This window comes from Pseudomonas sp. FW305-E2 (genome assembly GCF_058782925.1).
Window position 1 is genome coordinate 44,931 of record NZ_JBYSYE010000034.1, and the last position, 24,921, is coordinate 69,851.

24 protein-coding genes are annotated in these 24,921 nt (G+C 63.3%); 8 read left to right on the forward strand and 16 right to left on the reverse strand.

Going from position 1 to position 24,921, the window contains the following annotated elements:
• Nucleotides 1-47 precede the first annotated feature (47 nt).
• Nucleotides 48-839 carry a lipotoxin F family OmpA-related lipoprotein LptF gene (lptF, locus tag AC3WLP_RS21015; protein ID WP_003252221.1) on the forward strand — a complete coding sequence of 264 codons (792 nt, stop codon included), beginning with the start codon at nucleotides 48-50 and terminating at the stop codon, nucleotides 837-839.
• A 177-nt stretch (nucleotides 840-1,016) separates the two neighbouring features.
• On the opposite strand, the gene AC3WLP_RS21020 is transcribed toward lptF, so the two are convergent.
• The 15 genes from AC3WLP_RS21020 to AC3WLP_RS21090 form a co-directional block, all read right to left on the reverse strand.
• Nucleotides 1,017-1,343, reverse strand: coding sequence for a PA3694 family proteiin (locus tag AC3WLP_RS21020; protein WP_003252219.1), 327 nt, complete (start codon nucleotides 1,341-1,343; stop codon nucleotides 1,017-1,019).
• On the reverse strand, nucleotides 1,340-2,263 hold the full coding sequence (locus AC3WLP_RS21025; protein WP_017147929.1) for an alpha/beta hydrolase: 924 nt from the start codon (nucleotides 2,261-2,263) through the stop codon (nucleotides 1,340-1,342). Before AC3WLP_RS21025 ends, AC3WLP_RS21020 begins: the two co-directional genes overlap by 4 nt.
• Complete coding sequence (locus tag AC3WLP_RS21030; protein ID WP_003252215.1) at nucleotides 2,235-3,512, reverse strand: flavohemoglobin expression-modulating QEGLA motif protein; 1,278 nt, start codon at nucleotides 3,510-3,512, stop codon at nucleotides 2,235-2,237. The genes AC3WLP_RS21025 and AC3WLP_RS21030 overlap by 29 nt, the downstream gene beginning before the upstream one ends.
• A gap of 139 nt (nucleotides 3,513-3,651) precedes the next feature.
• Complete coding sequence (locus AC3WLP_RS21035; protein ID WP_014754305.1) at nucleotides 3,652-4,200, reverse strand: hypothetical protein; 549 nt, start codon at nucleotides 4,198-4,200, stop codon at nucleotides 3,652-3,654.
• Between the two features lie 30 nt (nucleotides 4,201-4,230).
• Entirely contained in the window at nucleotides 4,231-4,935 is a 705-nt protein-coding gene (locus AC3WLP_RS21040) for a TetR/AcrR family transcriptional regulator (RefSeq protein ID WP_003252210.1), read from the reverse strand.
• Nucleotides 4,936-5,114: 179 nt separating this feature from the next.
• Nucleotides 5,115-6,617: a lysine--tRNA ligase gene (gene lysS, locus AC3WLP_RS21045; RefSeq protein WP_003252208.1), complete on the reverse strand. Its 1,503-nt coding sequence runs from the start codon at nucleotides 6,615-6,617 to the stop codon at nucleotides 5,115-5,117.
• 93 nt (nucleotides 6,618-6,710) lie between these two features.
• A protein-coding gene (prfB, locus tag AC3WLP_RS21050) for a peptide chain release factor 2 (protein ID WP_103340239.1) occupies nucleotides 6,711-7,806 on the reverse strand; the annotation gives its coding sequence in 2 pieces (ribosomal slippage) (nucleotides 6,711-7,733 and nucleotides 7,735-7,806; 1,095 coding nt in all).
• Between the two features lie 137 nt (nucleotides 7,807-7,943).
• On the reverse strand, nucleotides 7,944-8,948 hold the full coding sequence (wspR, locus tag AC3WLP_RS21055; protein ID WP_012053571.1) for a Wsp signal transduction system regulator diguanylate cyclase WspR: 1,005 nt from the start codon (nucleotides 8,946-8,948) through the stop codon (nucleotides 7,944-7,946).
• 51 nt (nucleotides 8,949-8,999) lie between these two features.
• The gene (wspF, locus tag AC3WLP_RS21060) at nucleotides 9,000-10,013 is read right to left on the reverse strand and encodes a Wsp signal transduction system protein-glutamate methylesterase WspF (protein ID WP_010952586.1); all 1,014 of its coding nucleotides are present in this window, start codon (nucleotides 10,011-10,013) and stop codon (nucleotides 9,000-9,002) included.
• Nucleotides 10,010-12,307, reverse strand: a complete 2,298-nt coding sequence (locus AC3WLP_RS21065) for a hybrid sensor histidine kinase/response regulator (protein ID WP_012053573.1) — start codon at nucleotides 12,305-12,307, stop codon at nucleotides 10,010-10,012. The genes wspF and AC3WLP_RS21065 overlap by 4 nt, the downstream gene beginning before the upstream one ends.
• Nucleotides 12,304-12,969 carry a chemotaxis protein CheW gene (locus AC3WLP_RS21070; protein ID WP_003252198.1) on the reverse strand — a complete coding sequence of 222 codons (666 nt, stop codon included), beginning with the start codon at nucleotides 12,967-12,969 and terminating at the stop codon, nucleotides 12,304-12,306. Before AC3WLP_RS21070 ends, AC3WLP_RS21065 begins: the two co-directional genes overlap by 4 nt.
• Nucleotides 12,966-14,240: a CheR family methyltransferase gene (locus tag AC3WLP_RS21075; RefSeq protein WP_012053574.1), complete on the reverse strand. Its 1,275-nt coding sequence runs from the start codon at nucleotides 14,238-14,240 to the stop codon at nucleotides 12,966-12,968. Before AC3WLP_RS21075 ends, AC3WLP_RS21070 begins: the two co-directional genes overlap by 4 nt.
• Nucleotides 14,237-14,743, reverse strand: coding sequence for a chemotaxis protein CheW (locus AC3WLP_RS21080; protein WP_014754308.1), 507 nt, complete (start codon nucleotides 14,741-14,743; stop codon nucleotides 14,237-14,239). Before AC3WLP_RS21080 ends, AC3WLP_RS21075 begins: the two co-directional genes overlap by 4 nt.
• A 5-nt stretch (nucleotides 14,744-14,748) precedes the next feature.
• Nucleotides 14,749-16,371, reverse strand: a complete 1,623-nt coding sequence (locus AC3WLP_RS21085) for a methyl-accepting chemotaxis protein (protein ID WP_017147930.1) — start codon at nucleotides 16,369-16,371, stop codon at nucleotides 14,749-14,751.
• A gap of 169 nt (nucleotides 16,372-16,540) precedes the next feature.
• Nucleotides 16,541-17,224, reverse strand: coding sequence for a tellurite resistance TerB family protein (locus AC3WLP_RS21090; protein ID WP_014754311.1), 684 nt, complete (start codon nucleotides 17,222-17,224; stop codon nucleotides 16,541-16,543).
• Between the two features lie 216 nt (nucleotides 17,225-17,440).
• On the opposite strand from AC3WLP_RS21090, the gene ydcS reads away from it, so the two are divergent.
• From ydcS to AC3WLP_RS21125, 7 genes are all read left to right on the forward strand, one after another.
• Complete coding sequence (ydcS, locus tag AC3WLP_RS21095; protein WP_017147931.1) at nucleotides 17,441-18,592, forward strand: putative ABC transporter substrate-binding protein YdcS; 1,152 nt, start codon at nucleotides 17,441-17,443, stop codon at nucleotides 18,590-18,592.
• Between the two features lie 150 nt (nucleotides 18,593-18,742).
• Complete coding sequence (locus tag AC3WLP_RS21100; RefSeq protein WP_012053577.1) at nucleotides 18,743-19,774, forward strand: ABC transporter ATP-binding protein; 1,032 nt, start codon at nucleotides 18,743-18,745, stop codon at nucleotides 19,772-19,774.
• Nucleotide 19,775: 1 nt separating this feature from the next.
• Complete coding sequence (locus tag AC3WLP_RS21105) at nucleotides 19,776-20,687, forward strand: ABC transporter permease (protein ID WP_012053578.1); 912 nt, start codon at nucleotides 19,776-19,778, stop codon at nucleotides 20,685-20,687.
• Nucleotides 20,677-21,483 carry an ABC transporter permease gene (locus AC3WLP_RS21110; protein ID WP_003252179.1) on the forward strand — a complete coding sequence of 269 codons (807 nt, stop codon included), beginning with the start codon at nucleotides 20,677-20,679 and terminating at the stop codon, nucleotides 21,481-21,483. Before AC3WLP_RS21105 ends, AC3WLP_RS21110 begins: the two co-directional genes overlap by 11 nt.
• Before the next feature lie 17 nt (nucleotides 21,484-21,500).
• Nucleotides 21,501-22,925 carry a gamma-aminobutyraldehyde dehydrogenase gene (locus AC3WLP_RS21115; RefSeq protein WP_088513356.1) on the forward strand — a complete coding sequence of 475 codons (1,425 nt, stop codon included), beginning with the start codon at nucleotides 21,501-21,503 and terminating at the stop codon, nucleotides 22,923-22,925.
• A gap of 128 nt (nucleotides 22,926-23,053) precedes the next feature.
• Complete coding sequence (locus tag AC3WLP_RS21120) at nucleotides 23,054-23,308, forward strand: type II toxin-antitoxin system HicA family toxin (RefSeq protein ID WP_014754315.1); 255 nt, start codon at nucleotides 23,054-23,056, stop codon at nucleotides 23,306-23,308.
• Nucleotides 23,305-23,637 (forward strand): type II toxin-antitoxin system HicB family antitoxin, encoded by a 333-nt coding sequence (locus tag AC3WLP_RS21125; RefSeq protein ID WP_003252175.1) that lies wholly within the window; start codon nucleotides 23,305-23,307, stop codon nucleotides 23,635-23,637. Before AC3WLP_RS21120 ends, AC3WLP_RS21125 begins: the two co-directional genes overlap by 4 nt.
• Nucleotides 23,638-23,705: 68 nt before the next feature.
• On the opposite strand, the gene AC3WLP_RS21130 is transcribed toward AC3WLP_RS21125, so the two are convergent.
• Nucleotides 23,706-24,812 carry an NADH:flavin oxidoreductase/NADH oxidase gene (locus AC3WLP_RS21130; RefSeq protein WP_088513355.1) on the reverse strand — a complete coding sequence of 369 codons (1,107 nt, stop codon included), beginning with the start codon at nucleotides 24,810-24,812 and terminating at the stop codon, nucleotides 23,706-23,708.
• Nucleotides 24,813-24,921 lie beyond the last annotated feature (109 nt).

Here is a 24,921-nt window from a genome sequence, read left to right on the forward strand (position 1 = left end):
CTGCCCCGCCAACCTTAGCCTTCGCACACGATCAAAGGATGAACACTATGCGCAAACACGTCATGATTCCCGCCCTGCTGGCCCTGAGCGTCGGTCTTGCTGCCTGCTCGCACGATCCGAATGCCAACCTGGAATCGGCCCGCACCAACTTCTCCTCGCTGCAGAGCGACCCGCAAGCGAGCAAAGTCGCGGCACTGGAGACCAAGGACGCCCAGGACTGGCTGAACAAGGCCGACAAGGCCTACATGGACCGTGAAGACGAGAAGAAAGTCGACCAATTGGCCTACCTGACCAACCAGCGCGTCGAAGTGGCCAAGCAGACCATTGCCCTGCGCACCGCCGAAGCTGAACTGAAGAATGCCTCGGCCCAGCGCGCCCAGGCCAAGCTGGATGCCCGCGACGCGCAGATCGCCAAGCTGCAGGACAGCCTCAACGCCAAGCAGACCGACCGCGGAACGCTGGTGACCTTCGGCGACGTGCTGTTCGACTTCAACAAGGCCGAACTCAAGAGCAGCGCTTACCCGAACATCACCAAGCTGGCCCAGTTCCTTCAGGAAAACCCGGAACGCAAGGTGATCGTCGAGGGCTACACCGACAGCGTCGGCTCGGCCAACTACAACCAGACCCTGTCCGAGCGCCGTGCCAACAGCGTGCGCATGGCACTGGTGCGTGCCGGGGTAGATCCGGCGCGTATCGTTTCCCAGGGCTATGGCAAGGAGTACCCGGTAGCGGACAACTCGAGCAACTCGGGACGTGCGCAGAACCGTCGGGTGGAGGTGACCATCTCCAACGACAACCAGCCGGTGGCACCACGCTCGGTGAGCCAGGTTCAGCGCTAAGGCTGGCTAGCTGAAAGGACAAGCCCCGCGATCGACGCGGGGCTTTCTTTTGCCTGTTCGGGCCTCTTCGCGGGCACGCCCGCTCCCACAGGTACGGCGCCAGTTTCGAGTTTTGCGCGACCCTGTGGGAGCGGGCGTGCCCGCGAAGAGGCGAGTTCAGGCAGCAGGGATAATGGCTCACTGCACCTGCTGCGGTGTTTCCTCGCCCATGCAGCGCACCGCGCGCTTGCGGTTGTCCACCAGCACGCCGGTCAGGCCTTTCTGCTGGGTGTCGAACAGCACCAGCACGCCGTCGACGCACTGGGCCACTTGCGGCGCCGGGTCCAGCGATACCTTGTAGTCCTCGCCGGGGATGGTCTTGAGCATGGTGAAATCCTGCAGCAGCAGGGCATCTTCGGGCTTGGCGAAATGCAGGTAACCGTAATACCACAAGGCCCCCACCGTCACGATGATGCTGCCGACGCCGGTCAGGATCAGCGGGATGGCGTTGCGTTCTTCACTCATTGCTTGTTCTTCTCGTCAGGGAAATTGGGCACTTCGGCAAGCCGCCGCAGGCCGTTGAAATGGCTGGGGTCATCGAGGAACCGCAGCATCACCTGGCGCCAGGTAGGGTCGGCGAAGGTCTGCACGTGCCCCCCTCGGGTCAGTTGCAGCACCCGCGGTGGTGGCGCGTGCTGATACAGGCGGATGCCGTTGTCCATCGGCACCAGGTTGTCGTCGATGCTGTGGAAAAACAACTTGGGCGGGCTGCTCAATCGCTCGATCGAGCGGATCGCGCTGTCGCCGTCCGGCACTAGCCACGACAGCGGAACCTGCAATGGCCAGGTCATCCAGGAGGTGCTGAGCGCAAAGCGCCCCACCGCGCGGTAACTGGCCGGCACGCCATCGAACACCAGGGCGCTGAAGCGCTGACGCTGCTCGGGGTGGGCCGCCAGGTAATGAATGGCCATGGCACCGCCCAGGCTCTGCCCCAGCAGTACCAGCGGCTTGCCCTTGACCTCGGGCGCCTGCTGCAGCCAGGCCATGGCTGCAGCAATGTCCTGGTACACCTCCGGCAGGCTCGGCTGGCCCTGAGACAAGCCATAGCCGCGGTAATCGATCATGAACACCTGGTAGCCCTGCTCCGGCAACCAGTAGCTCCCCCCCAGGTGCCCTGGCAGGTTACCGCCGTTGCCGTGCAGGTGCAGCACCGTGCCCTTGACCTCGACCCCAGCCTTGGCTGGCAGCCACCAACCGTGAAGGCGGATGCCATCAGCAGTGGTCAGCGTGACATCGCGGTATTCCAGCTTGGCGCGCTCCGGGGTGAAGGCCTGACCACGCTCGGGGTAGAACAACAGGCTGCTGCAGCCGCCAAGGCTCACCAGGACCAGGCCGAGGACGAGCAGGCGGCAGTGCTCAGAGAATGTTCGCGTAGTCGGCTTCAATGCGATCCAGGCTCAGGTGGTTGAGGAAGTTGGAGAAGCACATCCAGGCCGACAACGCACTCAGGTCGCGGAACTGTTCAGGCAGGTACTTGGGCGGCTCGACCAACCCTTCCTCGACAAGTTGGCGCAGGGTGCGCATGTCTTCCAGGGTGGTCTTGCCACAGAACAGCAACGGGATCTGTTCCAGTTTGCCCTTCTTCACGGCCAACTGAATGTAGTTGTAAACCATGATGAAGCCCTTGAGATAGGACAAGTCCTTGGTGAATGGCAGGCCATTGGGTACCGACCCGCGGAACACCCGGCTGGCGTTGCTGTAGCTCTGCGCCATCTCGAAGCCCTGCTCGCGGAAGAAACCGTAAACCTGCATGAAGTCTGCACCCTCCTCGACCATGTGGATGGCACGGGTGCGGTTGGTAAGCTTGCGCAGGCGGCTGGGGTAGGAGGCAAAGGCGATCACCTCCATGAGAATCGCCAGGCCCTCCTGGGTTACCGTCGATGAGGGCGGGCCCTTGGCCAGGAAGGTGCAGATCGGCTGGTTCAGGCCATTGAGCGTGGTGCCGACATGCACCAACCCTTCATGCACCTCCAGGGCGCGCACATCGCGGGCGTTGAACATGGCATCGGCACGCACCTTGATGTAGTCGGCACCGGCTGCGGCATCGGCGACGATACCGTCGGACTCGAACACGCGAATGGTCCCTTCAGCCTCGCCGAACACGTTGTTCAGCCGGTGCTGGAGGATCTCCACCGCCTCCTTGGCGGTGAGATTCTTTGGCTCATCCTTGAGGTCACCACGGCCATCGATGTTGTTCAGGTAGTCCGACAGCATCAGGCCAAGGTCGGCCAGGGTCGGGTCACCGGCGTGGAAAGCATCCGAGGCGGCGCCGTACAGCTCCTGGGAGATCAGGCCGAAGTCCTCGGTACCGCGCGCTTCAAGCATGCGCACCACCATGCGGTATTCGCGGCACATGCGCTTCATGATCTGCCCGACCGGGTTGAACTGGCCCAACTGGCGAATGATGTCGCGCTCGATGCCCTGGAACTCGGCCTTGACCGCGCTGGAGTCGAACGACAGCGGGCGCGACTGGTAGTAGGCACGATCAACCGCCGGCGGCTCCTTGCCCTTGGCCTTGAGAAAGCCCTGGCGGATGTTGTCGTCCCACTTCACCGCGTCCAGGACCCGGATAGGCGTCTGTGCCGCGACGATGCGGTCGGACAGGGCGCGGATGGTTTGCTGGTATTCGTCCACCGGGGACTCCTTTCTAGTACACGAAACCTGTACCGGCCTCTTCGCGGGCAAGCCCGCTCCTACAGGGATATCAAGAAGCCCAGGCCTGGCAAGGCCCCTGTAGGAGCGGGCTTGCCCGCGAAGAGGCCGGTACAGGCCACTACTTGCCGGAGCGCTGGAACCGCGCCACTTCAACGAACAGGTCGGAGTTGGCCGGGTCGTCCAGGTAGGCCAGCACCCGCGCCGCCGGGCTATCGATCAGCACGCCATCGCCGTTGTCGTCCGGCACTTCGGTACTGCGACCGGTCAGTTCCTTGTTGTCCACCGCCTGCTGTACCTGCTCGACATCCAGGTTGTAGACCACCAGCTCCTTGCCATCGACGATATCGAAGCCGCCAATCAGGAAATTGCCACCCAGGCGCTTGGGCACGCCAGCCGACAAGTACCAGCGGTTGCCATGGCGTGACACGGTGAACACGTACTCTTCAGGCGCCTTGCCCTTGGCCGTGGCCACTGCCTTGTAGGCGTCGCCACCGCTACGGCTGATCACCAGTTTCAACGGCTCCCCCCAGGCGTCCTTGCTACTCCACTTGCCGAGCAAGGCCTTGGGCGCTGCCTGGTTGCTGGGCAAGGGCTCATGGAAGGTCACCAGACAACCGCCCAGCAGCAGGAATGACAAAGTCAACAACACCACACGCCAGGCTTTCATCAGGTTCTCCTTGAAAAGGTCGTTCTCGGCTCAGGCCGATGCCAGCACCAGCTGCAGGTATCGGGTAAGCATAGCGAGCATCTGCCCATCGGCTTGCGCATTCGCTTGCTTGAGCAGGCCTTGATATTCCAACTGCTCGATAATCGCCGTCAACATCTGTGCATCCTGCTCCGGCTGCCGCGAGCCCACGACCTGCAGCAATTGCCGGGTGCCGTGCAGCAGGATCTGCTCATGAGCGCACACCAGCTCAGCCAGTCGCGGGCACAGCAATGCTTCCTGGCGGAAAGCCTGCTCGGCCATCAGGAAGTCACGGCGGTTCAGCAGTTGCCGCTGAACGTAGTCGGCGGTCATGCGCGCCACCTCGTCAGCCAGCCGCGCCCGGGCCTGCGGGCTGCCATCGCCCTGTGCCAGCAACTGGCGCAACACCACCTCGGTGTTGGCCCACAGCTTGGCCATGTAAGCCGCACTGCGCTCGACGTACTGGGCAAAGGTATCGGTGAGCAGGTCCTCGATGTCCTTGAAGTAGTAGGTGGTGGCCGACAATGGTACGCCGGCCTCGGCGGCCACTGCCCGGTGGCGCACACCGCGCACGCCATCGCGCACGACAATGCGCATGGCGGCATCGAGAATCAACTGGCGACGCTGTTCGCTGCCTTGGCGGGCAGTCTTGCGGCCTTGGTATTGCACGCTTTCGGCGACGGCGGTGGCGATGCCGGCGGCGCCTTGGTCAGGCATGGCGGGTGTCACGGGGGATACCTCATGGGCAGTGTTTCGTCAGTGCTGGCCCCTTCGCGGGTAAACCCGCTCCTACAAGGCCTTTGTAGGAGCGGGTTTACCCGCGAAGAGGCCGGTACTGACAACATAAAGCTTCAGGCAAGAAAAAGCCGCCTCGAAAGGCGGCTCGTTCAGCTCACTCAGGCCTGCGGACGCATGTGCGGGAACAGGATGACGTCGCGGATCGACGGCGAGTTGGTCAGCAGCATCACCAGGCGGTCGATGCCGATACCTTCACCGGCGGTCGGCGGCATGCCGTACTCCAGCGCACGAACGAAGTCGGCGTCATAGTGCATGGCTTCATCGTCACCCGCGTCCTTCTCGGCCACCTGGGCCAGGAAGCGCTCGGCCTGATCTTCGGCATCGTTGAGCTCGGAGTAGGCGTTGGCGATCTCGCGGCCACCGATGAACAGCTCGAAACGGTCGGTAACGGCCGGGTTGTCGTCGTTGCGACGGGCCAGCGGCGACACTTCGAACGGGTACTCGGTAATGAAGTGCGGCTGTTCCAGCTTGTGCTCGACCAGCTCTTCGAAAATCATCACCTGCAGCTTGCCCAGGCCTTCATGGCCCAGCACCTTGGCGCCGGCCTTCTTGGCAATCTCACGGGCGCGGTCGACGTCCTGCAGGTCGGCAGCGGTCAGCTCCGGGTTGTACTTGAGGATCGAGTCGAACACCGACAGGCGTACGAACGGCTCGCCGAAGTGGAAGACCTTGTCGCCGTACGGTACGTCGGTAGAGCCCAGTACCAGTTGCGCCAGCTCGCGGAACAGTTCCTCGGTGAGGTCCATGTTGTCGCGGTAGTCGGCGTAGGCCTGGTAGAACTCGAGCATGGTGAATTCAGGGTTGTGACGAGTCGAAACGCCTTCGTTGCGGAAGTTACGGTTGATCTCGAACACTTTTTCGAAGCCACCCACGACCAGGCGCTTGAGGTACAGCTCCGGCGCGATACGCAGGAACATGGCCATGTCCAGGGCGTTGTGGTGGGTTTCGAACGGCTTGGCTGCCGCACCGCCCGGGATGGTCTGCAGCATCGGCGTTTCGACTTCAAGGAAGTCACGCTCGATGAGGAACTTGCGGATGTGCGAGATCACCTGCGAACGCACACGGAAGGTGTGGCGGGTTTCTTCGTTGACCATCAGGTCGACGTAGCGCTGGCGGTAGCGCTGCTCGGTGTCGGTCAGGCCGTGGTGCTTGTCGGGCAGCGGGCGCAGCGACTTGGTCAGCAGGCGCACGTTGGTCATTTCGACGTACAGGTCGCCCTTGCCGGAACGGGCCAGGGTGCCTTCGGCGCTGATGATGTCGCCCAGGTCCCAGGTCTTGACCGCAGCCAGGGTTTCTTCCGGCAGGGTCTTGCGGTTGACGTAGACCTGAATACGGCCAGTCATGTCCTGGATAACCATGAACGAGCCACGGTTGAGCATGATGCGGCCGGCTACCTTGACCGGGATCGCGGCTGCTTCCAGCTCTTCCTTGGTCTTGTCCGCGTACTGCTTCTGCAGGTCGTTGCAGTAGCTGTCGCGACGGAAGTCGTTGGGGAAGGCATTGCCCTTGGCACGCTCGGCGGCAAGTTTTTCCTTGCGCAGGGCGATCAGGGCGTTTTCTTCCTGTTGCAGGTCTTGCGATTCGGTCTTCAGGTCGCTCATGTCGTCATTCTTTCCATCAGGTATTCGTTGCCCGTTCCGGGCAGGGCACGCGCTACCGGCGGCTGGCCAGGTAGCGCGGCATGGGTGTGCGGCTTACAGGCCCTGCTTGAGGCTCGCTTCCAGGTACTGGTCAAGGTCGCCATCGAGGACCTTCTGGCAGTCGCTGCGTTCGACGCCGGTACGCAGGTCCTTGATGCGCGAGTCATCCAGCACGTAGGAGCGGATCTGGTGGCCCCAGCCGATGTCCGACTTGCTGTCTTCCAGCGCCTGCGAGGCGGCGTTGCGCTTCTGCATTTCCAGCTCGTACAACTTGGCCCGCAGCATTTTCATGGCGGTGTCTTTGTTGGCGTGCTGGGAGCGTTCGTTCTGGCAGGCCACCACGGTGTTGGTAGGCACGTGGGTGATACGCACCGCAGAGTCGGTGGTGTTCACGTGCTGACCACCGGCACCCGAGGAGCGGTAGGTGTCGATACGCAGGTCGGACGGGTTGATGTCGATCTCGACCTTGTCGTCGATCTCAGGCGACACGAACACCGCCGAGAACGACGTGTGACGACGGGCGCCGGAGTCGAACGGGCTTTTGCGCACAAGGCGGTGCACGCCGATCTCGGTGCGCAGCCAGCCGAAGGCGTACTCGCCCTTGATGTGCACGGTGGCGCCCTTGATACCGGCGACCTCGCCTTCGGAAAGCTCGATGATGGTGGCGTCGAAACCGCGCTTGTCGGCCCAGCGCAGGTACATACGCAGCAGGATGTTGGCCCAGTCCTGCGCTTCGGTACCGCCGGAGCCGGCCTGGATGTCCAGGTAGGCGTTGTTCATGTCCATCTCGCCGCTGAACATGCGACGGAACTCAAGCTGCGCCAGGTTCTCTTCCAGGCCTTCCAGCTCGGTCACGACGTCGCTAACGGCGTTCTCGTCATTTTCCTCGACGGCCATGTCGAGCAGGTCCTTGCAGTCGGCCAGGCCGCCGGACAGCTTGTCCAGGGTCTCGACGACCTGGGCCAGCATGGCACGCTCGCGGCCCAGTGCCTGGGCGTACTCGGGCTTGTTCCAGACGTTGGGGTCTTCCAGCTCGCGGTTGACTTCGATCAGGCGGTCATGCTTGTGATCGTAGTCAAAGATACCCCCGAATTGACTGGGAACGCTCGGTGAGGTCCTTGATGGTGTTCAGGATCGGTTGGATTTCCATGGGCTGGCTACTCGCGCGAATTCGGTGAAAAGCCCGCGAGTATAACCGAGTCCGCAGCATGGCGGCAGACCCGCCGGGCGGTCGTATGTAGATAGGGCAACCTGCGCTCTCACACAGGCCGCGCCGTCTCCAAGAGCTCAGGCGATGCCGACTTGGTTACGCCCACCGTTCTTGGCCAGGTAAAGACCTTTATCGGCCGCCGAAATCAGCTGCCGGCAATGGCTGCCGATAGCCGGAGTCTGGGTGGCCAGGCCGATGCTCACGGTCAAGCACGTATCAGCCGTCGACGCAGTATGCGGGATGCCAAGGCCCAGCACGGTCTGGCGCAGTTTTTCGGCCACCAGCCGCGCCCCACCTGGCGAGGTGTTGGGCAGCACCAGGGCAAACTCTTCGCCGCCATAGCGCGCCGGCAGGTCGGTCGGCCGCGAGCACGAGCTACGAATGGCTTCGGCCACCTGGCGCAGGGCCTCGTCGCCGGCCAAGTGGCCAAAGCTGTCGTTGTAGGCCTTGAAATAATCGACATCGATCATCAGCAACGACAACTGCTGCTGTTCACGCATGGCCCGGCGCCACTCCAGCTCCAGGTACTCGTCGAAGTGGCGACGGTTGGACAGCCCGGTCAGGCCATCGGAGTTCATCAGCCGCTGCAGCATCAGGTTGGAATCAAGCAACTGCTGCTGGCTGACGCGCAGGGCACGGTAGGCCTCATCGCGCTGCAGCAGGGTCAGGTAGGAACGCGAGTGGTAGCGGATGCGGGCCACCAGTTCGATGGTATCAGGCAGCTTGACCAGGTAATCGTTGGCCCCGGCGGCAAATGCTGCACTCTTGACCAGCGGGTCTTCCTTGGTCGACAGGACGATGATCGGGATGTCCTGGGTCACTGGGTTGTTGCGGTATTCGCGCACCAGGGTCAAGCCGTCCAGGCCAGGCATGATCAGGTCTTGAAGAATGACCGTGGGCTTGATGCGCATGGCCTGGGCCACCGCCTGGTGCGGGTCGGCACAGAAGTGGAAGTCGATGTTGTCTTCATCGGCCAAGCCACGCCGCACCGCTTCGCCGATCATGGCCTGGTCATCGACCAGCAGCACCATCGCCGAGTTCTCGTTGGTGGTCGCGAAACCTTCGATCGGTAAATCATTCATCATTGTTCACCCGATCACTACCGGCCTGGCGGCGTGATTCAATACATTTCGTCATTTTGCGAAAAATTCAGTCAAGCGCCCGGCAATGCGTTCCAGCGGGCGAATTTCCACGGCGGCATCAATAGCCGCAGCAGCCTTGGGCATGCCGTACACCGCGCTGCTGGCCTGGTCCTGGGCAATGGTCAGAAAGCCCTGCTGACGCATCAGCTTCAGGCCCTGGGCACCGTCGCGGCCCATGCCGGTGAGCAGCACGCCCACTGCATCACCATTCCAGTAACGTGCCACGCTCTCGAAGAACACATCGATCGAGGGCCGGTAGATTTCATTCACAGGTTCGGCAGTGTAGGCCAGTTGGCCATTCTGTAGCAGGCGAATGTGGTGGTTGGTACCGGCCAGGAGTACCTGCCCTGGCTGCGGCGGTTCGCCTTCACGGGCCAGACGCACCGGCAGGCCTGCTGCGCTGCTGAGCCATTCGGCCATGCCTGCGGCAAACACCTGGTCCACGTGCTGGACCAGCACGATGGCCGCCGGAAACGCGGCCGGCAAACCCTTGAGCAGCACTTCGAGTGCTGCCGGCCCCCCCGCCGAAGACCCGATTGCCACCAACCCGCGGCGCTGGGAAGCCTCGCGCAGCGGCGCAGCCACCGACCTTGCGGCAGGTGCCCGCTGCTGGCCGACCAGCCAGCCAATATTGAGGATCTTGCGCAACAATGGCGCCGCTGCTTCGCGGGCATCGCCAGCGCCCAGCGCAGGCGTGTCGACCACATCGAGCGCGCCATGGCCCATGGCCTCGAATACCCGGTGTACGTTCTGCTTGCGGTCGACCGTGACGATGACAATGGCGCACGGGGTTTCGGCCATGATCCGCCGGGTCGCCTCGACACCGTCCATCACCGGCATGATCAGGTCCATGAGGATCAGGTCCGGTAACTGCTCGGTGCAGCGCTGCACCGCCTCGGCACCGTTGCTGGCCACCCACACGACCTGGTGTGCGGGCTCCAGGGCAACCGCCCGGCGCAACGCTTCGACGGCCAGGGGCATGTCATTGACGATGGCGATCTTCATCCCTGAGCACCTCCGATCAGTTCCACAACAGCATCCAGCAACGCATCGTCGTGGAAACTGGCCTTTGCCAAATAGTAGTCGGCGCCGGCGTCCAGGCCACGCCGTCGGTCTTCCTCACGGTCTTTATAGGACACCACCATCACCGGCAATGACTGCAGACGCTGGTCGCGACGCACCAGGGTAACCAGCTCGATACCGTCCATGCGCGGCATGTCGATGTCGGTGATCAGCAGGTCGAAGTCCTCACTGCGCAGGGCGTTCCAGCCGTCCATGCCATCAACCGCCACTGCCACGTCGTAGCCACGGTTGCCCAGCAGTTTGCGCTGCAGTTCGCGCACGGTCAGCGAGTCATCGACCACCAGGATGCGTTTGCGGACAGCGCCACGGGCTCCGCTGCTGCCGCGTTCGATGCGTTCCAGGCTGCCGGTGCTGAGCAGTTTTTCCACCGAGCGTAGCAAGTCTTCGACATCGACAATCAGGACCACCGAGCCATCATCGAGCAAGGCGCCGGAGGAAATGTCCTGCACCTTCCCCAGGCGTGGGTCGAGCGGCATCACGACCAGCACCCGTTCCCCCACCAACCGCTCCACGGCCACCCCGTACAGCTGCTCGCGCTCACGAATCACCACTACCCGCAAGCTGGCTTCGTCGCTTTGCCCCGCCGGGCGATTGAGCAACTGGCTGGCCGCCACCAGGCCAATATGCCGGCCTTCGTGCCAGAAGTGCTGGCGCCCTTCGATCTGCACGATCTGCTCGGCGGTCACTTCCAGCGTGCGTTCGATATGCGCCAGCGGGAAAGCGTAAGCCTCCCCGCCCACCTCGACCACCAGGCTGCGAACGACCGACAGGGTCAGCGGCACCTGAAGATGGAAGCGACAGCCCTGCCCTGCCACCTGGGTCAATTCGATCGAGCCGCGCAGCTCGCGGATCAAGTGCTGCACCGCATCCAGCCCCACACCGCGCCCGGACACTTCGGTAACCTTGTCACGCAGGCTGAAACCGGGCAGGAACAGGAACGTCAGCAGCTCCGCCTCACTCATCCGCGTCACCGTGTCAGCGGGCGACAGGGCGCGCTCGACGATGCTGCTGCGCAGGCGCTCCAGGTCGATACCGGCGCCATCGTCGATCAGTTCCAGGCTGAGCATGCCCGCCTGGTGCGAAGCCCGCAGGCGGATCACCCCCTCGTCCGGCTTGCCCGCCAGCAAGCGCCGCTCGGGCAACTCGATGCCGTGGTCGACGGCATTGCGCAACAGGTGGGTCAGCGGTGCTTCGAGCTTTTCCAGCACATCGCGGTCAACCTGGGTCTTCTCCCCTTCCACCACCAGCCGCACCGGCTTGCCCAGCGAACGGCCCAGGTCGCGGACCATGCGGCTTTGCCCGGTCAGCACGTCGGCAAACGGCCGCATCCGGCAGGCCAGGGCGGTGTCATACAACAACTGCGCACGCTGACTGGCCTGCCAGCCGAACTCATCCAGGTCGGCCGCCTGCTGCTGCAGAATCTGCTGGGTTTCTGCCAGCAGGCGCTGGGTCTGTGCCAAGGCTTCGAGCACCTCGTTGCCCTGCCCCGTGTCTTCCAGCTGCATGCGCAAGCCGTCAAGCGCCTGCATACCTTGCCCGTGCATGCGCTTGAGGCGCTGCAGGGTAGCCAGGTATGGCTTGAGCCGCTGGGTTTCCACCAGCGACTTGCTGGACAGGTCAAGCAGGCTATTAAGGCGGTCGGCGGTAACACGCAGTACCCGCTCGGCACCTTCTCCAGCGCGCTTGCCAGCCTTGCGCCGCAGGGCGGGTTCGGGCTCTGGTTCCGGCGGTTCGGCTGGCATTACCCTAGGTGCAGGCGGCAGGGTTGCCAGCGGCGGCTCCGGCGGCACGGATGCAGCCAGCGGCACGACAGGCATGGCAGAGGCGCCCGGGTCGAGCAGGCTGGCCATTTGCGCAAGAAACACCGGCAAGGTCGCCTGCGCACCGGCATCGCCGGGGGTGGCAATACGCATCAACAGGTCGGTACCTTGCAACAGCGCGTCAATATGCTCGGCGGTCAGCCGTAGTCGGCCTTCCTGGGCCGCCACCAGGCAGTCTTCCATCACGTGGGCGACACTGACACCAGCATCCACCCCGACAATGCGCGCTGCCCCCTTGAGCGAGTGGGCAGCGCGCATGCAAGCCTCGAGCTGGTCGGCCTGGGTGGGGTTGCGCTCCAGTGCCATCAGGCCGGCACTGAGCACTTGGGTCTGCGCCTCGGCCTCCAGGCTGAACAGTTCGAGCAACGATGCGTCGCGCATTTGCTCTGGGGTCATGACAGGCTCCGCTGCACGGCAGACAGTAAATGTTGATCGTCCAGAACCCGCACGCTGCGGCCGCGCCACTGCAAGACTGCGGCGGTGAAGCGTGTGGCGTCCCGGCCACTGCCCAGCAACTGCGGGTCGAGCCGGTGAATACCGTCGATTTCCTCGACAGCCATCACCACCGGCCCACCTTCGGCGGCCAGAATCAGCATACGGGGCATCGCCCGTGCGCTGCGTTGCTCGGTGGAGCCGGCCTGCACGCCCAGCAAATCAGCCAGTGACAGGCACGGCACCAACGCTCCGCGTACATTGGCAACCCCGTGCAGCAGCCGCGAGCGCTGGTGCGGCAATGAATGCACCGCCTGCAACGGGGCGATTTCGGCCAGGCAGGCGGTAGCCAGCGCCAGCCACTCTTCGCCCAGACGGAACAGCAGCATGGAGCGACCGGTGTTTTCCGCGTCCGGCTGCACCGCTGCAGCCTGATGCTCCTGCACCAGCGCATAGCGGTCGAGCAAACGCGTGGCCGCAGCGGCATACACCTCGCAATTGCGGCAATGAACATGCCGCTCCAGCAGTGGGCACTGCTTGTCGCCGCGCACGCCAATACGGTTCCAGCAGTCGTCGATGTGCGCGTCATCCTCGGCGAGCAACTGCATCGCGGATTCACTGTTCATCGTTCAGACTCCCGGCCAGCCCGCGCCGCGCGCGCCTGAAGGCGCCGAGCGCCGGCCAGGTCACCCTGGGCCGCCAGCAAGGCGGCCAGGTGCACCAGCGCCTCGGGGTGCTGTGGTTCCAGGTACAGGGCCTTGCGATAGTGGCTCAGCGCCTGCTGCGCATCGCCTTCGGTATCACTGAGCAAACCCAGCCAGTAGTACACCTGTGCCGACGGCGGGTACTGGCTCAGGTAGCGTTGGCATTCGCTACGGGCCTGCTCGCTGGCACCGGCATTGGCCAGCCGGGCAATGTCGGCCAGCAATTCGCTGGCCCCCTCGTGCCTGTGCTCGCGGGCTGGCGCTGGCCTGGCCACCACGGGCAGCACACGCAGCGGACGCGGCAACGGCACACTGGGCTGCGGATAAACCGGTGCGGGCAACGTCGTGAACGCACGCTTGGCGGGTTGGGCGGGTGCCGCTGCCAAGGGGGCGCTGTCGCCGTCATGACGCACATACGCAAACGACTGGGCGATCCCCAATGGACGCATGCCCATGCGTGCCAACAAGCTGCCTTCGGCCGGGCCGATGAACAGCACACCCTGCGGATGCAGCAAGCGCTTGAGCACTTCGAACACACGCTGTTGGGTCGGTACGTCGAAATAGATCAACAGATTGCGACAGAACACGAAGTCATACAGGCCGTCGCGGCTGGCCAGCGCCGGGTCAAGTACATTGCCCACCCGCAGGCTGACTTGCTGGCGTACCCGCTCATGCAGGCGGTGGCCTTCGTCCAGAGCATCGAAGTAGCGCTCGCGAAAACCCAGTTCGCTACCCCGGAACGCATTGCGCCCATACACCGCCTGCACGGCCTTGGCTACTGAACTTGGGCTGATGTCCATTCCATCGACAAGGAATGCCCCAGGCGCCATACCGGCGTCAAACAAGGCCATGGCCAGCGAATAGGGTTCCTCGCCAGTAGAACACGGCAGGCTGAGTAATCGCAGCGGGCGCGCGCCAGCCAGTTTAGCCAGGCGTTTATGGGCCAGGCTGGCCAGCGCAGTGAAGGATTCGGGGTAACGGAAAAACCAGGTTTCCGGGACAATCACCGCTTCGATCAGCGCCTGTTGCTCATCTGCCGACTGCTGCAGGCGCAGCCAGTAATCGTCCAGGTCCATCGCACCCGCAGCCACGCAACGTTGGCGCAGCGCGCGTTCGACCATGGGCGCGCCCACCGACTCCACGTCCAGGCCAATACGCTCGCGCAAGAAGCGGAAGAAACGCTGTTCGTTCATGTTGGCATCCCTGTCGGGTCTTGCGTGTACAGCAATGCATGCACGGTGTCGGGCAGCAGGTCATTGACTTCGATGCGCTGCAGCAGCCCCTGGGCATCCTGGCGCACCGGGCCCAGATAAGGCGCTTCACCGGTGTCCACCCCATAGGGCTGGAACTCGTCCGGTTGGCAACGCAGGGTTTCGGTGGCCTGCTCCAGGATCAGGCCAAGCTGCAGGCCGCCTCGGTAGTGCACCAGTACCAGGCGGGTGCTGGTGCGTTGCACCGCCGGCTGGCCAAAGCTCAAGGCGGCAAGGTCGATGACCGGAACCAACTGGCCACGATGGGCGAGGATGCCCGCGACCCAGGCAGGTGCCTGGGCGATCGGCTTGAGCGGCTGACGCGGCAACACTTCGATCACCTCGTGCACGCTCAGGGCAAAACGCTGCGTTCTGATGCGAAACTGCAGGTACAACGCCCCCTCGGTGTTCGCCGCCCGCGCGGTGCGCAGTTGCAAGTCGTTCATCGCGGTCAGACTTTGAAGCGCGACACGCCGCCACGCAGGCCCGCGGCCACCTGGCTCAGCTCATCGATGGCATAGCTGGCCTGGCGCAGCGACTCGACAGTCTGGGTGCTGGCATCGCTGAGCTGGGCCAGTGCCTGGTTGATCTGCTCGGCACCGGTGGCCTGGGCCTGCATGCCTTCGTTGACCATCAATACGCGCGGCGCCAAAGCCTGCACCTGGTGAATGATCTGGCTGAGTTGCTCGCCCACCTGTTGCACCTCGAACATGCCGCGGCGCACTTCTTCGGAGAACTTGTCCATCCCCATGACACCGGCCGACACTGCCGACTGGATCTCGCGCACCATTTGCTCGATGTCGTAGGTGGCCACGGCGGTCTGGTCGGCCAGGCGGCGCACTTCGGTCGCGACCACGGCAAAGCCGCGGCCATATTCACCGGCCTTTTCCGCTTCGATGGCGGCGTTGAGCGACAGCAGATTGGTCTGGTCGGCAACCTTGACGATGGTTACCACCATCTGGGTGATGTTGCTGGCTTTCTCGTTGAGGATACCGAGCTTGGCATTGACCAGGTCGGCTGCGCCCATCACTTGGTGCATGGTCTCTTCCATGCGTGCCAGGCCCTGCTGCCCGGAGCCTGCCAGACTGGATGCCTGGTCAGCAGCCGTCGTCACTTCGGTCATGGTGCGCACCAGGTCCCGCGAAGTCGCGGCGATTTCCCGCGAGGTGGCGCCAATTTCGGTGGTGGTGGCGGCCGTCTCGGTGGCGGTGGCCTGCTGTTGCTTGGACGTGGCGGCAATTTCGGTGACCGAAGTGGTCACCTGCACCGACGAGCGTTGGGCCTGGGCCACCAGGTTGGCCAGTGCCTCGGCCATTTCGTTGAAGCCGCTTTCGATGGCACCGAATTCGTCCTTGCGATCCAGGCTCAGGCGCATGCTCAGGTCACCGGAACGCAGCTTGTCGAGGGCATGCACGATACGCTGCATGGGCGCTGTGATAGCGCGCAGCAGCAACAGGCCGCAGATGCCGGCAGCGACGATTGCCAGCAGCAGTGAGACCACCATGCTGCCCTTGGCCGTGTTGACTGCGTTGACGATATCGTTGGTGGCGGCATCGGCAGAGGCCCGATTATTCTCGATCACTTCATTCAGGTGCTCGCGCCCATCCTTCCAGGCCGGAGTGAGGACCTCGGTGATCAGCCGCTGGGCCTCGTCGTAGTTGCGCTGACCGTACGCATCCAGCACCTGGTTGACGATTTTGAGGTAGCTTTCTTCCAGTTGCACGAAGCTGTCGAAGCGGACCTGGTCGTCTTTGTCCTGGATGGTGGCCTGGTAGCTGGCCATGTATTGCTTCAGCCGGTTATCGAAGCTTCTGAACAGTTCCAGGTCGGCCGAAGTGATTTCACGATGGTTGGACAGGCCCACCAGTTGCTGGCTGGTGACGTAGCTGTCGACCCAGGCGCTGCGAATCATCGAGCTGTAGTAGACGCCAGGAATGCTGTCGGTCCCCACTGCCTCTTCGGCGGTTTCGATAGCCACCAACCGCGAGTAGGCGGCCACAATCATCAGCAGCATGATGGCGATGATCACGGCGAAACTTGCCAGGATCCGTTGGCGCAAGGTCCAGTTCTTCACATTCAGCCCTCAGGAATTCACAACGAGCGGGAAAAATCGCCGAAGTATAGCCCAGAGGTCTTACGGTTTATCGGGGGAAATGCGCGGAGTGGGTAAAAGCTGGCAAGGCTTGCCGTGACATTTTCCGCGCTCGGCTCGACAAGCGCAGAAAATGTCCTGATAAGCGCTGCTACTGCGCAACCGCATCCCTCACCTGAGCCTCCAGCTCCTGGCGCAATCCCGGGTCCAGCCGCAGTTGGCGTGCCAGCTCATCCAGGTAGGCACGCTCCATGAAGTTTTCCTGATCGACCATCATCACGCTGGCCAGGTACATCTCGGCAGCCATCTCCGGCGTTTGCGCAGCGCGGGCCACTTCGGCCGGGTCCAGCGGCTTGTTCAGCTCGGCATGCAGCCAGTGCTGCAATTCGCGGTCGCTGTCCAGGCGCGTGAATTCGCCCTCGATCAACGCCCGCTCGCGCTCGTCGATATGCCCATCGGACTTGGCCGCCGCCACCAGGGCGCGCAGTACCGCCTGGCTGTGCTGCTCGGCCTGGGCCGGCGGCAGGCGGTCGATGGTTTGAGGCTCGGCTGCGGCCCCCCGCTGGTTTGCCTGCCAGTTGCCGTAAGCTTTATAGGCCAGCACCCCCAGCGCGGCGAGGCCACCGTAAGTCAGGGCCTTGCCACCGTACTTACGGGCCTTCTTGCTACCCAGCAACAGGCCCAGAGCGCCCCCACCCAGCAGGCCGCCCCCTGCTCCGGACAACAACCCGCCCAACCCGCCTGAAGGGTTGCCAGGCTTGGTGGTGCCCCCCTGCTTCTCGAGCAGTTGCTGGCCGGATTTGAGGAGTTGATCAAGCAAGCCCCGGGTATTCATTCGCGTGTCTCCACGTAAGAAGATTCAAACGCCAGAGTAAGGCTTGGCCGAGCACACGCCATGCAGGGATTTGCTTCAGGATGTTGCGTTAGCTGGCAAAAAGCCAACTAGACTCGATATCGCCAATACCTCGCACTCACGCACTACGTTTATAACAATTGCTTCACTGCTTGCCTCATGACTGCCCGAACAAGATCGCCAAGAAGAGGGAACACCATGTCAGTGCACAAGACCGCATTGCTCGGCGCCACCACCTGCGCCATGCTGGCCAGCGCCAGCCTGCAGGCCGCCGAAGCGCCCAAGGCCCTGGGGGCCGGCGAGGGGCGCCTGGACATCGTCGCCTGGCCCGGCTACATCGAACGCGGTGAAAGCGACAAGGCCTACGACTGGGTGACCGGATTCGAAAAGGAAACCGGCTGCAAGGTCAGCGTGAAAACGGCCGCCACCTCGGACGAGATGGTCAGCCTGATGACCAAGGGCGGCTATGACCTGGTCACCGCCTCGGGCGATGCATCGCTGCGGCTGATTGCAGGCAAGCGCGTACAGCCGATCAACACCGCCTTGATCCCCAACTGGAAAACCATCGACCCGCGCCTGCAGAACGGTGGCTGGTATGTGGTCGACAAGCAGGTGTACGGCACGCCGTACCAGTGGGGGCCAAACGTGCTGCTGTACAACACCAACACCTTCAAGCAGGCACCCACCAGCTGGAGCGTGGTGTTCGAGCCGCAGAACCTGCCCGACGGCAAGCCGAACAAGGGCCGCGTGCAAGCCTATGACGGGCCGATCTACATCGCCGATGCAGCGCTGTACCTGAAGTCGGCCAAGCCCGAACTGGGCATCAAGGACCCGTACGAACTGAACGAGGCACAATACAAGGCCGTGCTGGAACTGCTGCGCCAGCAACAACCGCTGATCCACCGCTATTGGCATGACGCCACGGTGCAGATGAGCGATGTGAAAAACGAAGGCGTGGTTGCCTCCAGCTCCTGGGGCTACATGGTCAATGGCCTCAAGGCCGAGAACCAGCCAGTGGCCTCGACCATTCCCAAGGAGGGCGCGACCGGCTGGGCCGACACCACCATGCTGCACGCCGAGGCCAAGCACCCCAATTGCGCCTACAAATGGATGGACTGGTCGTTGCAACCTAAGGTGCAAGGCGATGTGGCGGCCTGGTTCGGCTCGTTGCCGGCTGTGCCGGCGGCGTGCACCGGCAGCGAGCTGCTGGGGGCCGAGGGCTGCAAGACCAACGGCTTTGACAACTTCGACAAGATTGCCTTCTGGAAAACACCGCAGGCCCAAGGCGGCAAGTTCGTGCCTTACAGCCGCTGGACCCAGGACTACATTGCGATCATGGGTGGTCGCTGAGGTTGTCTGAATGCCTGTACCGGCCTTTTCGCGGGCAAGCCCGCGCCCACAGGTTCTTCACCGCCTGCAAGGGTGGCGCTCCTCCTGTAGGAGCGGGCTTGCCCGCGAAGAGGCCGGCACAGGAGACATATTCATACCTGGAGTCCACGCATGCCCCTAGCCGTCCAGTTCACCCAGGTTTCCCGCACCTTCGGCGAGGTCAAGGCCGTCGACCAGGTCAGCATCGACATCATCGATGGCGAGTTCTTTTCCATGCTCGGCCCTTCCGGCTCGGGCAAGACCACCTGCCTGCGCCTGATCGCAGGCTTCGAGCAACCCTCCAGCGGTTCGATCCGCATCCAAGGGGTCGAGGCCGCTGGCCTGCCGCCCTACCAACGTGACGTCAACACAGTGTTCCAGGACTATGCGCTGTTCCCGCACATGAACGTGCTGGACAACATCGCCTATGGCCTGAAGGTAAAAGGCGTGGGCAAGGCCGAACGCCACAGCCGCGCCGAAGAAGCCCTGGCCATGGTGGCCTTGGCCGGCTATGGCGCGCGTAAGCCGGCACAGCTGTCTGGCGGCCAGCGTCAGCGCGTAGCCCTGGCCCGGGCGTTGGTCAACCGCCCGCGGGTGCTGCTGCTCGATGAGCCACTGGGCGCGCTGGACCTGAAATTGCGCGAGCAGATGCAAGGTGAGCTGAAAAAGCTGCAACGCCAACTGGGCATCACCTTCATCTTCGTCACCCACGACCAGACCGAAGCACTGTCGATGTCCGACCGGGTCGCGGTGTTCAACCGCGGTCGTATCGAACAGGTCGACACCCCGCGCAACCTGTACATGAAGCCCAGCACAACCTTCGTCGCTGAATTCGTCGGCACGTCCAACGTGGTGCGGGGCGAGCTGGCCATGCAGCTCAACGGCAGCCCGGCGCCCTTCTCCATCCGTCCCGAGCACATTCGCCTGGGCGACCCGGTGGTGACCAGCCATGAGGTACAGGTCAGCGGCGTGCTGCGTGATGTCCAGTACCAAGGCAGCGCCACACGCTACGAACTGCAGCTGGAAAACGGTCAACTGCTGGCAGTAAGCCAGGCCAATGACCGCTGGCAAAAGCAGGTGCAGGCCTGGCAGCCCGGGCAACGCCTGCAGGCGCACTGGCCCCGCGAAGCCATGACGGTGCTGCAGGAAACCGAGGGCCGCTGAGATGAGCACACTGCGCGCCCTGTCCAACCTGCTGTACCGGCGCCCCAACCTGTACCTGGCACTGCTGTTGATCCCGCCGCTGACCTGGTTCGGCGCGATTTACCTGGGTTCGCTGCTGAACCTGCTGTGGCAGGGCTTCTATACCTTCGACGACTTCACCATGGCGGTGACCCCGGACCTGACCCTGGGCAACTTCGCCGCACTGTTCAACCCGTCGAACTTCGACATCATCCTGCGCACCCTGGGCATGGCGGTGGCGGTGTCGCTGGCCAGCGCGGTACTGGCCTTCCCCATCGCCTATTACATGGCGCGTTACACCAGCGGCAAGACCAAGGCGTTTTTCTACATCGCGGTGATGATGCCGATGTGGGCCAGCTACATCGTCAAGACCTATGCCTGGACCCTGCTTCTGGCCAAGGGCGGTGTGGCCCAATGGTTCGTCCAGCAGTTGCACCTGGACGGCCTGCTGCAGGCGGTGCTGGCCTTGCCGGGCGTGGGCGGCAGCACGCTGTCGACTTCGCACCTGGGGCGCTTCCTGGTGTTCGTGTACATCTGGCTGCCATTCATGATCCTGCCGATCCAGGCCTCGCTGGAGCGCTTGCCACCGTCGTTGCTGCAGGCTTCGGCCGACCTGGGCGCCCGGCCAGGGCAAACCTTCGTGCAGGTGATCCTGCCGCTGTCGATCCCCGGCATCGCCGCCGGCTCGATCTTCACCTTCTCGCTCACCCTGGGCGACTTCATCGTGCCGCAGCTGGTCGGGCCGCCCGGCTACTTCATCGGCAGCATGGTCTATGCCCAGCAAGGGGCGATCGGCAACATGCCGATGGCCGCCGCGTTCACCTTGGTGCCCATCGTGCTGATCGCGGTATACCTGGCCATCGTCAAGCGTCTGGGGGCCTTCGATGCACTCTGAAAAAGCGTCTGCAGGGCTGCGCCTGGCGGCCTGGGGCGGGTTGTTGTTCCTGCACTTCCCGATCCTGATCATCTTCCTGTACGCCTTCAACACCGAAGACGCGGCGTTCAGCTTTCCGCCCAAGGGCTTTACCCTGAAGTGGATCGACGTGGCCTTTGCCCGGCCCGATGTGCTCGAGGCAATCAAGCTGTCACTGCAGGTGGCTTGCCTGGCCACTTTGATCGCACTGGTGCTCGGTACGCTGGCCTCGGCGGCGCTCTATCGGCGCAGCTTCTTCGGCAAGGAGAGCATTTCGCTGGTGCTGATCCTGCCCATTGCCCTGCCAGGCATCATCACCGGTATCGCCCTGCTCTCGGCGTTCAAGACGCTGGGGATAGAGCCCGGGGTGTTCACCATCGTAGTCGGCCACGCCACGTTCTGCGTGGTGATCGTCTACAACAACGTGATCGCCCGCCTGCGGCGTACCTCGCAAAGCCTGATCGAAGCCTCGATGGACCTTGGTGCCGACGGTTGGCAGACCTTCCGCTACATCGTCCTGCCCAACCTCGGCTCGGCGCTGCTGGCGGGCGGCATGCTGGCCTTTGCCTTGTCGTTCGATGAAATCATCGTCACCACGTTCACCGCCGGCCATGAGCGCACCCTGCCGATCTGGCTGCTCAACCAGCTCAGCCGCCCACGCGACGTGCCCGTGACCAACGTTGTCGCCATGCTGGTGATGCTGGTGACCATGCTGCCGATTCTTGGCGCCTATTACCTGACCCGTGGCGGAGACAGCGTCGCGGGCGGTGGAAAATGACCCTGGAGGAGCCCCCGATGCAAACGCAGATGCTGATCAATGGCCAGCTGGTCGCTGGCCAAGGCCCGGCCTGGACCGTGCTCAACCCGGCGCTGGGCACTGCCCTGGCGCAGATCAACGAAGCCACCGAGGCACAGGTAGACAGCGCCGTACGCGCTGCCGACCAAGCCTTCGACAGCTGGTCGCAAACCAGCCCTAAAGAACGTTCGCAGGCCTTGCTGGCGCTGGCCGACGCCATCGAAGCCCATGGCGATGAACTGGCCCGGCTGGAATCGCAGAACTGCGGCAAGCCCCTGAACGCTGCACTGAATGACGAGATCCCGGCGATTGCCGACGTGTTCCGTTACTTTGCCGGTGCTGCGCGCTGCCTGGGCGGCTCGGCGGCAGGCGAGTACCTGCCGGGCCACACCTCGATGATCCGGCGCGACCCGTTGGGTGTGGTGGCGTCCATCGCGCCGTGGAACTACCCGCTGATGATGCTCGCCTGGAAAATCGCCCCGGCCCTGGCTGCCGGCAACACGGTGGTGATAAAGCCATCCGAACTGACGCCACTGACGGCCCTGCGCCTGGGCGAGCTGGCCCAGGACTTGCTGCCGCCGGGGGTGCTGAACATTCTCTTCGGCCGCGGCCAGACGGTCGGCAACCCGCTGGTCAGCCATCCAAAGGTGCGCATGGTGTCGCTGACCGGCTCGATCCCCACTGGCGCGCACATCATCAGCGCCACCGCCGACAGCGTGAAACGCATGCACATGGAGCTGGGCGGCAAGGCGCCGGTGCTGGTGTTCGATGACGCAGACATCGATGCCGCCATCGACGGCATCCGCACCTTCGGCTTCTACAACGCTGGCCAGGACTGCACCGCAGCCTGCCGCCTGTACGTCCAGGACGGGATCTACGAGCGCTTCGTCGAACGCCTGGGTAAAGCCGTAGCCAGCCTCAAGCCGGGCTTGCAGGAATCCGAAGAAACCGAACTGGGTCCGCTGATCAGTGCCCAGCACCGCGACAAGGTCGCCGGGTTGGTGCAGCGGGCCATCGCCCAGCCGCACATTCGTCTGGTAACCGGTGGCAAGCCGATAGCGGGCGATGGCTTTTTCTTCGAGCCTACCGTGCTGGCCGACGCCCTGCAGGACGACGAGATCGTGCGCAACGAAGTGTTTGGCCCGGTGGTTTCGGTCACCCGCTTCACCGATGAAGCGCAGGCACTGGAATGGGCCAACGACTCCAACTACGGCCTGGCCTCATCGGTATGGACCCGCGACACCGGCCGCGCCCACCGCCTGGCGGCGCGCTTGCAGTACGGCTGCACCTGGGTGAATACCCACTTCATGCTGGTCAGCGAAATGCCCCATGGCGGGCAGAAGCATTCGGGGTATGGCAAGGACATGTCGATGTATGGGCTGGAGGACTACACCTGTGTGCGGCATGTGATGATCAAGCACTAAGTGCTCGCGTTGACCGAGGGGCTTGAATGCCCCTCGGTCAACGTCTCAGAATTTTCCTTCAACCGTGATCTACGCCCTCCTACTGCACGTTCATTGAGCTCTCTTGACTGGTATCATAATCTGATACCATGAATAATCATCAGCAAGCCACACTTGAAGCACTACTTAAAAGGCCGGTTCCCAGAACACTGGAGTGGGCGCGGGTGGAGTCTCTGCTGGTATCGCTGGGTGCCAGGGTCGTAGAAGGAAGAGGATCACGGGTTCGCTTTGAACTCAATGGAGCAGTGGCAACCTTCCACCGCCCTCATCCGGACAGGCACGCCAAGCCCTATCAACTAAGAGACGCCCGCCAGTTCATTGAGCAGGCAGGAGTATTACCATGAATGTAATGACTTACCGCGGATACGCCGCTCGTATCGAATACAGCGACGAAGACCAGTTGTTGATCGGCCATGTCGCCGGTATTCGCGACGTGATAGGTTTTCATGGCGAATCAATCAGTGAGTTGCGCCAGGCGTTTGAAGAAGCCGTTGACGATTATCTTGAGACTTGCGAACGCCTTGGGCGGGAACCGCAGAAAACGTATTCCGGCAAGCTCAGCCTACGCCTTGAGCCTACCCTTCACGCCAGTGTGGCGGCCAAGGCGGAGCTGGCCGAAAAAAGCATCAACCAATGGGTAAGCGATATTCTCAGCAAGGCTGCCTATAGCTGAACCCAGGGCCGCTTTGCGGCCCTTTCGCGAAACACGGCCGCTCCTGCAAGGGCCGCGCAATGCATGGGTCAGTCGCGCAAATCCGACTCGTGAATCGGGTTGGCGCGGCTGGTCGCTCGCTGGTACTGCGCAGGCCAGGTGGCCTTGTTGCCGCCCAAGTCGTCGTCGGCATGCAGTGGCCAGTACGGGTCGCGCAACAGTTCGCGGGCGAGGAAGATGATATCGGCCTGGCCGGTTCGCAGAATGTGCTCGGCCTGGGCCGGTTCGGTGATCATGCCCACAGTGCCGGTGGCGATTTCCGATTCCTTGCGCACGCGCTCGGCAAAGCGGGTCTGGTAGCCGGGGCCGGTGGGGATCTCGGCGTTGACCGAGGTGCCGCCAGAAGAGACATCGATCAAATCCACGCCCAAACCCCGCAGGCGGCGTGCCAGTTCGACGGTTTCATCCGGATTCCAGCCATCCTCCACCCAATCGGTAGCCGATACCCGCACGAACAGCGGCAATTCGGCAGGCCAGGCCTTGCGCACGGCCTCGACCACCTCCAGGGTCAGGCGGATACGGTTTTCGAAGCAACTGCCATAGTGATCACGGCGCTGGTTGCTTAGCGGTGACAGGAACTGGTGCAGCAGGTAGCCATGGGCAGCATGGATTTCCACCACCTTGAATCCAGCCTTCAAGGCGCGCTCGGTCGAGGCGACGAAGGCGGCGATCACCTCCTGGATCTCGTCCTGGCTCAACTCGCGTGGCGGTGTGTGCTGCGGATCGAAAGCGATCTTCGACGGCCCCACCGGCTGCCAGCCGCCCTCCTCCAGTTTGACGCTGCCTTGTTTGCCAAGCCACGGGCGGTAGGTACTGGCTTTGCGCCCCGCGTGGGCCAGCTGGATGCCAGGCACGGCCCCCTGGGCACTGATGAAGCGGGTGATGCGTTGCAACGGCGGGATCTGGGCGTCGTCCCACAGGCCCAGGTCTTCGGCAGTGATACGGCCATCGGCGGTCACCGCCACGGCTTCAGTGATTACCAGGCCGGCGCCACCGACGGCGCGGCTGCCTAAATGGACGAGATGCCAGTCGTTGGCCAAGCCATCGACGGCTGAATACTGGCACATTGGTGACACGGCGATGCGGTTGGGCAAGGTCAGCTGACGCAGGGTGTAAGGCTCGAGCAGCAGGCTCATGAGGGCACCTCCCAAGGACTCCAATGGTGATCCGGCCTGGACACTCAATTACACGTCCCTGGCCCAGGTCCGGTCATAACTTCAGACTAGACCAGAATGGGTGGGGGGG

What these genes read in the sequence shown, in the direction of transcription:
- lptF (WP_003252221.1), top strand. Translation starts at nt 48, where the DNA reads ATGCGCAAACACGTCATGATTCCCGCCCTGCTGGCCCTGAGCGTCGGT.
- AC3WLP_RS21020 (WP_003252219.1), bottom strand. Translation starts at nt 1,343, where the DNA reads ATGAGTGAAGAACGCAACGCCATCCCGCTGATCCTGACCGGCGTCGGC.
- AC3WLP_RS21035 (WP_014754305.1), bottom strand. Translation starts at nt 4,200, where the DNA reads ATGAAAGCCTGGCGTGTGGTGTTGTTGACTTTGTCATTCCTGCTGCTG.
- AC3WLP_RS21040 (WP_003252210.1), bottom strand. Translation starts at nt 4,935, where the DNA reads ATGCCTGACCAAGGCGCCGCCGGCATCGCCACCGCCGTCGCCGAAAGC.
- lysS (WP_003252208.1), bottom strand. Translation starts at nt 6,617, where the DNA reads ATGAGCGACCTGAAGACCGAATCGCAAGACCTGCAACAGGAAGAAAAC.
- wspR (WP_012053571.1), bottom strand. Translation starts at nt 8,948, where the DNA reads ATGAATGATTTACCGATCGAAGGTTTCGCGACCACCAACGAGAACTCG.
- wspF (WP_010952586.1), bottom strand. Translation starts at nt 10,013, where the DNA reads ATGAAGATCGCCATCGTCAATGACATGCCCCTGGCCGTCGAAGCGTTG.
- AC3WLP_RS21065 (WP_012053573.1), bottom strand. Translation starts at nt 12,307, where the DNA reads ATGACCCCAGAGCAAATGCGCGACGCATCGTTGCTCGAACTGTTCAGC.
- AC3WLP_RS21070 (WP_003252198.1), bottom strand. Translation starts at nt 12,969, where the DNA reads ATGAACAGTGAATCCGCGATGCAGTTGCTCGCCGAGGATGACGCGCAC.
- AC3WLP_RS21075 (WP_012053574.1), bottom strand. Translation starts at nt 14,240, where the DNA reads ATGAACGAACAGCGTTTCTTCCGCTTCTTGCGCGAGCGTATTGGCCTG.
- AC3WLP_RS21080 (WP_014754308.1), bottom strand. Translation starts at nt 14,743, where the DNA reads ATGAACGACTTGCAACTGCGCACCGCGCGGGCGGCGAACACCGAGGGG.
- AC3WLP_RS21090 (WP_014754311.1), bottom strand. Translation starts at nt 17,224, where the DNA reads ATGAATACCCGGGGCTTGCTTGATCAACTCCTCAAATCCGGCCAGCAA.
- ydcS (WP_017147931.1), top strand. Translation starts at nt 17,441, where the DNA reads ATGTCAGTGCACAAGACCGCATTGCTCGGCGCCACCACCTGCGCCATG.
- AC3WLP_RS21100 (WP_012053577.1), top strand. Translation starts at nt 18,743, where the DNA reads ATGCCCCTAGCCGTCCAGTTCACCCAGGTTTCCCGCACCTTCGGCGAG.
- AC3WLP_RS21105 (WP_012053578.1), top strand. Translation starts at nt 19,776, where the DNA reads ATGAGCACACTGCGCGCCCTGTCCAACCTGCTGTACCGGCGCCCCAAC.
- AC3WLP_RS21110 (WP_003252179.1), top strand. Translation starts at nt 20,677, where the DNA reads ATGCACTCTGAAAAAGCGTCTGCAGGGCTGCGCCTGGCGGCCTGGGGC.
- AC3WLP_RS21115 (WP_088513356.1), top strand. Translation starts at nt 21,501, where the DNA reads ATGCAAACGCAGATGCTGATCAATGGCCAGCTGGTCGCTGGCCAAGGC.
- AC3WLP_RS21120 (WP_014754315.1), top strand. Translation starts at nt 23,054, where the DNA reads ATGAATAATCATCAGCAAGCCACACTTGAAGCACTACTTAAAAGGCCG.
- AC3WLP_RS21125 (WP_003252175.1), top strand. Translation starts at nt 23,305, where the DNA reads ATGAATGTAATGACTTACCGCGGATACGCCGCTCGTATCGAATACAGC.
- AC3WLP_RS21130 (WP_088513355.1), bottom strand. Translation starts at nt 24,812, where the DNA reads ATGAGCCTGCTGCTCGAGCCTTACACCCTGCGTCAGCTGACCTTGCCC.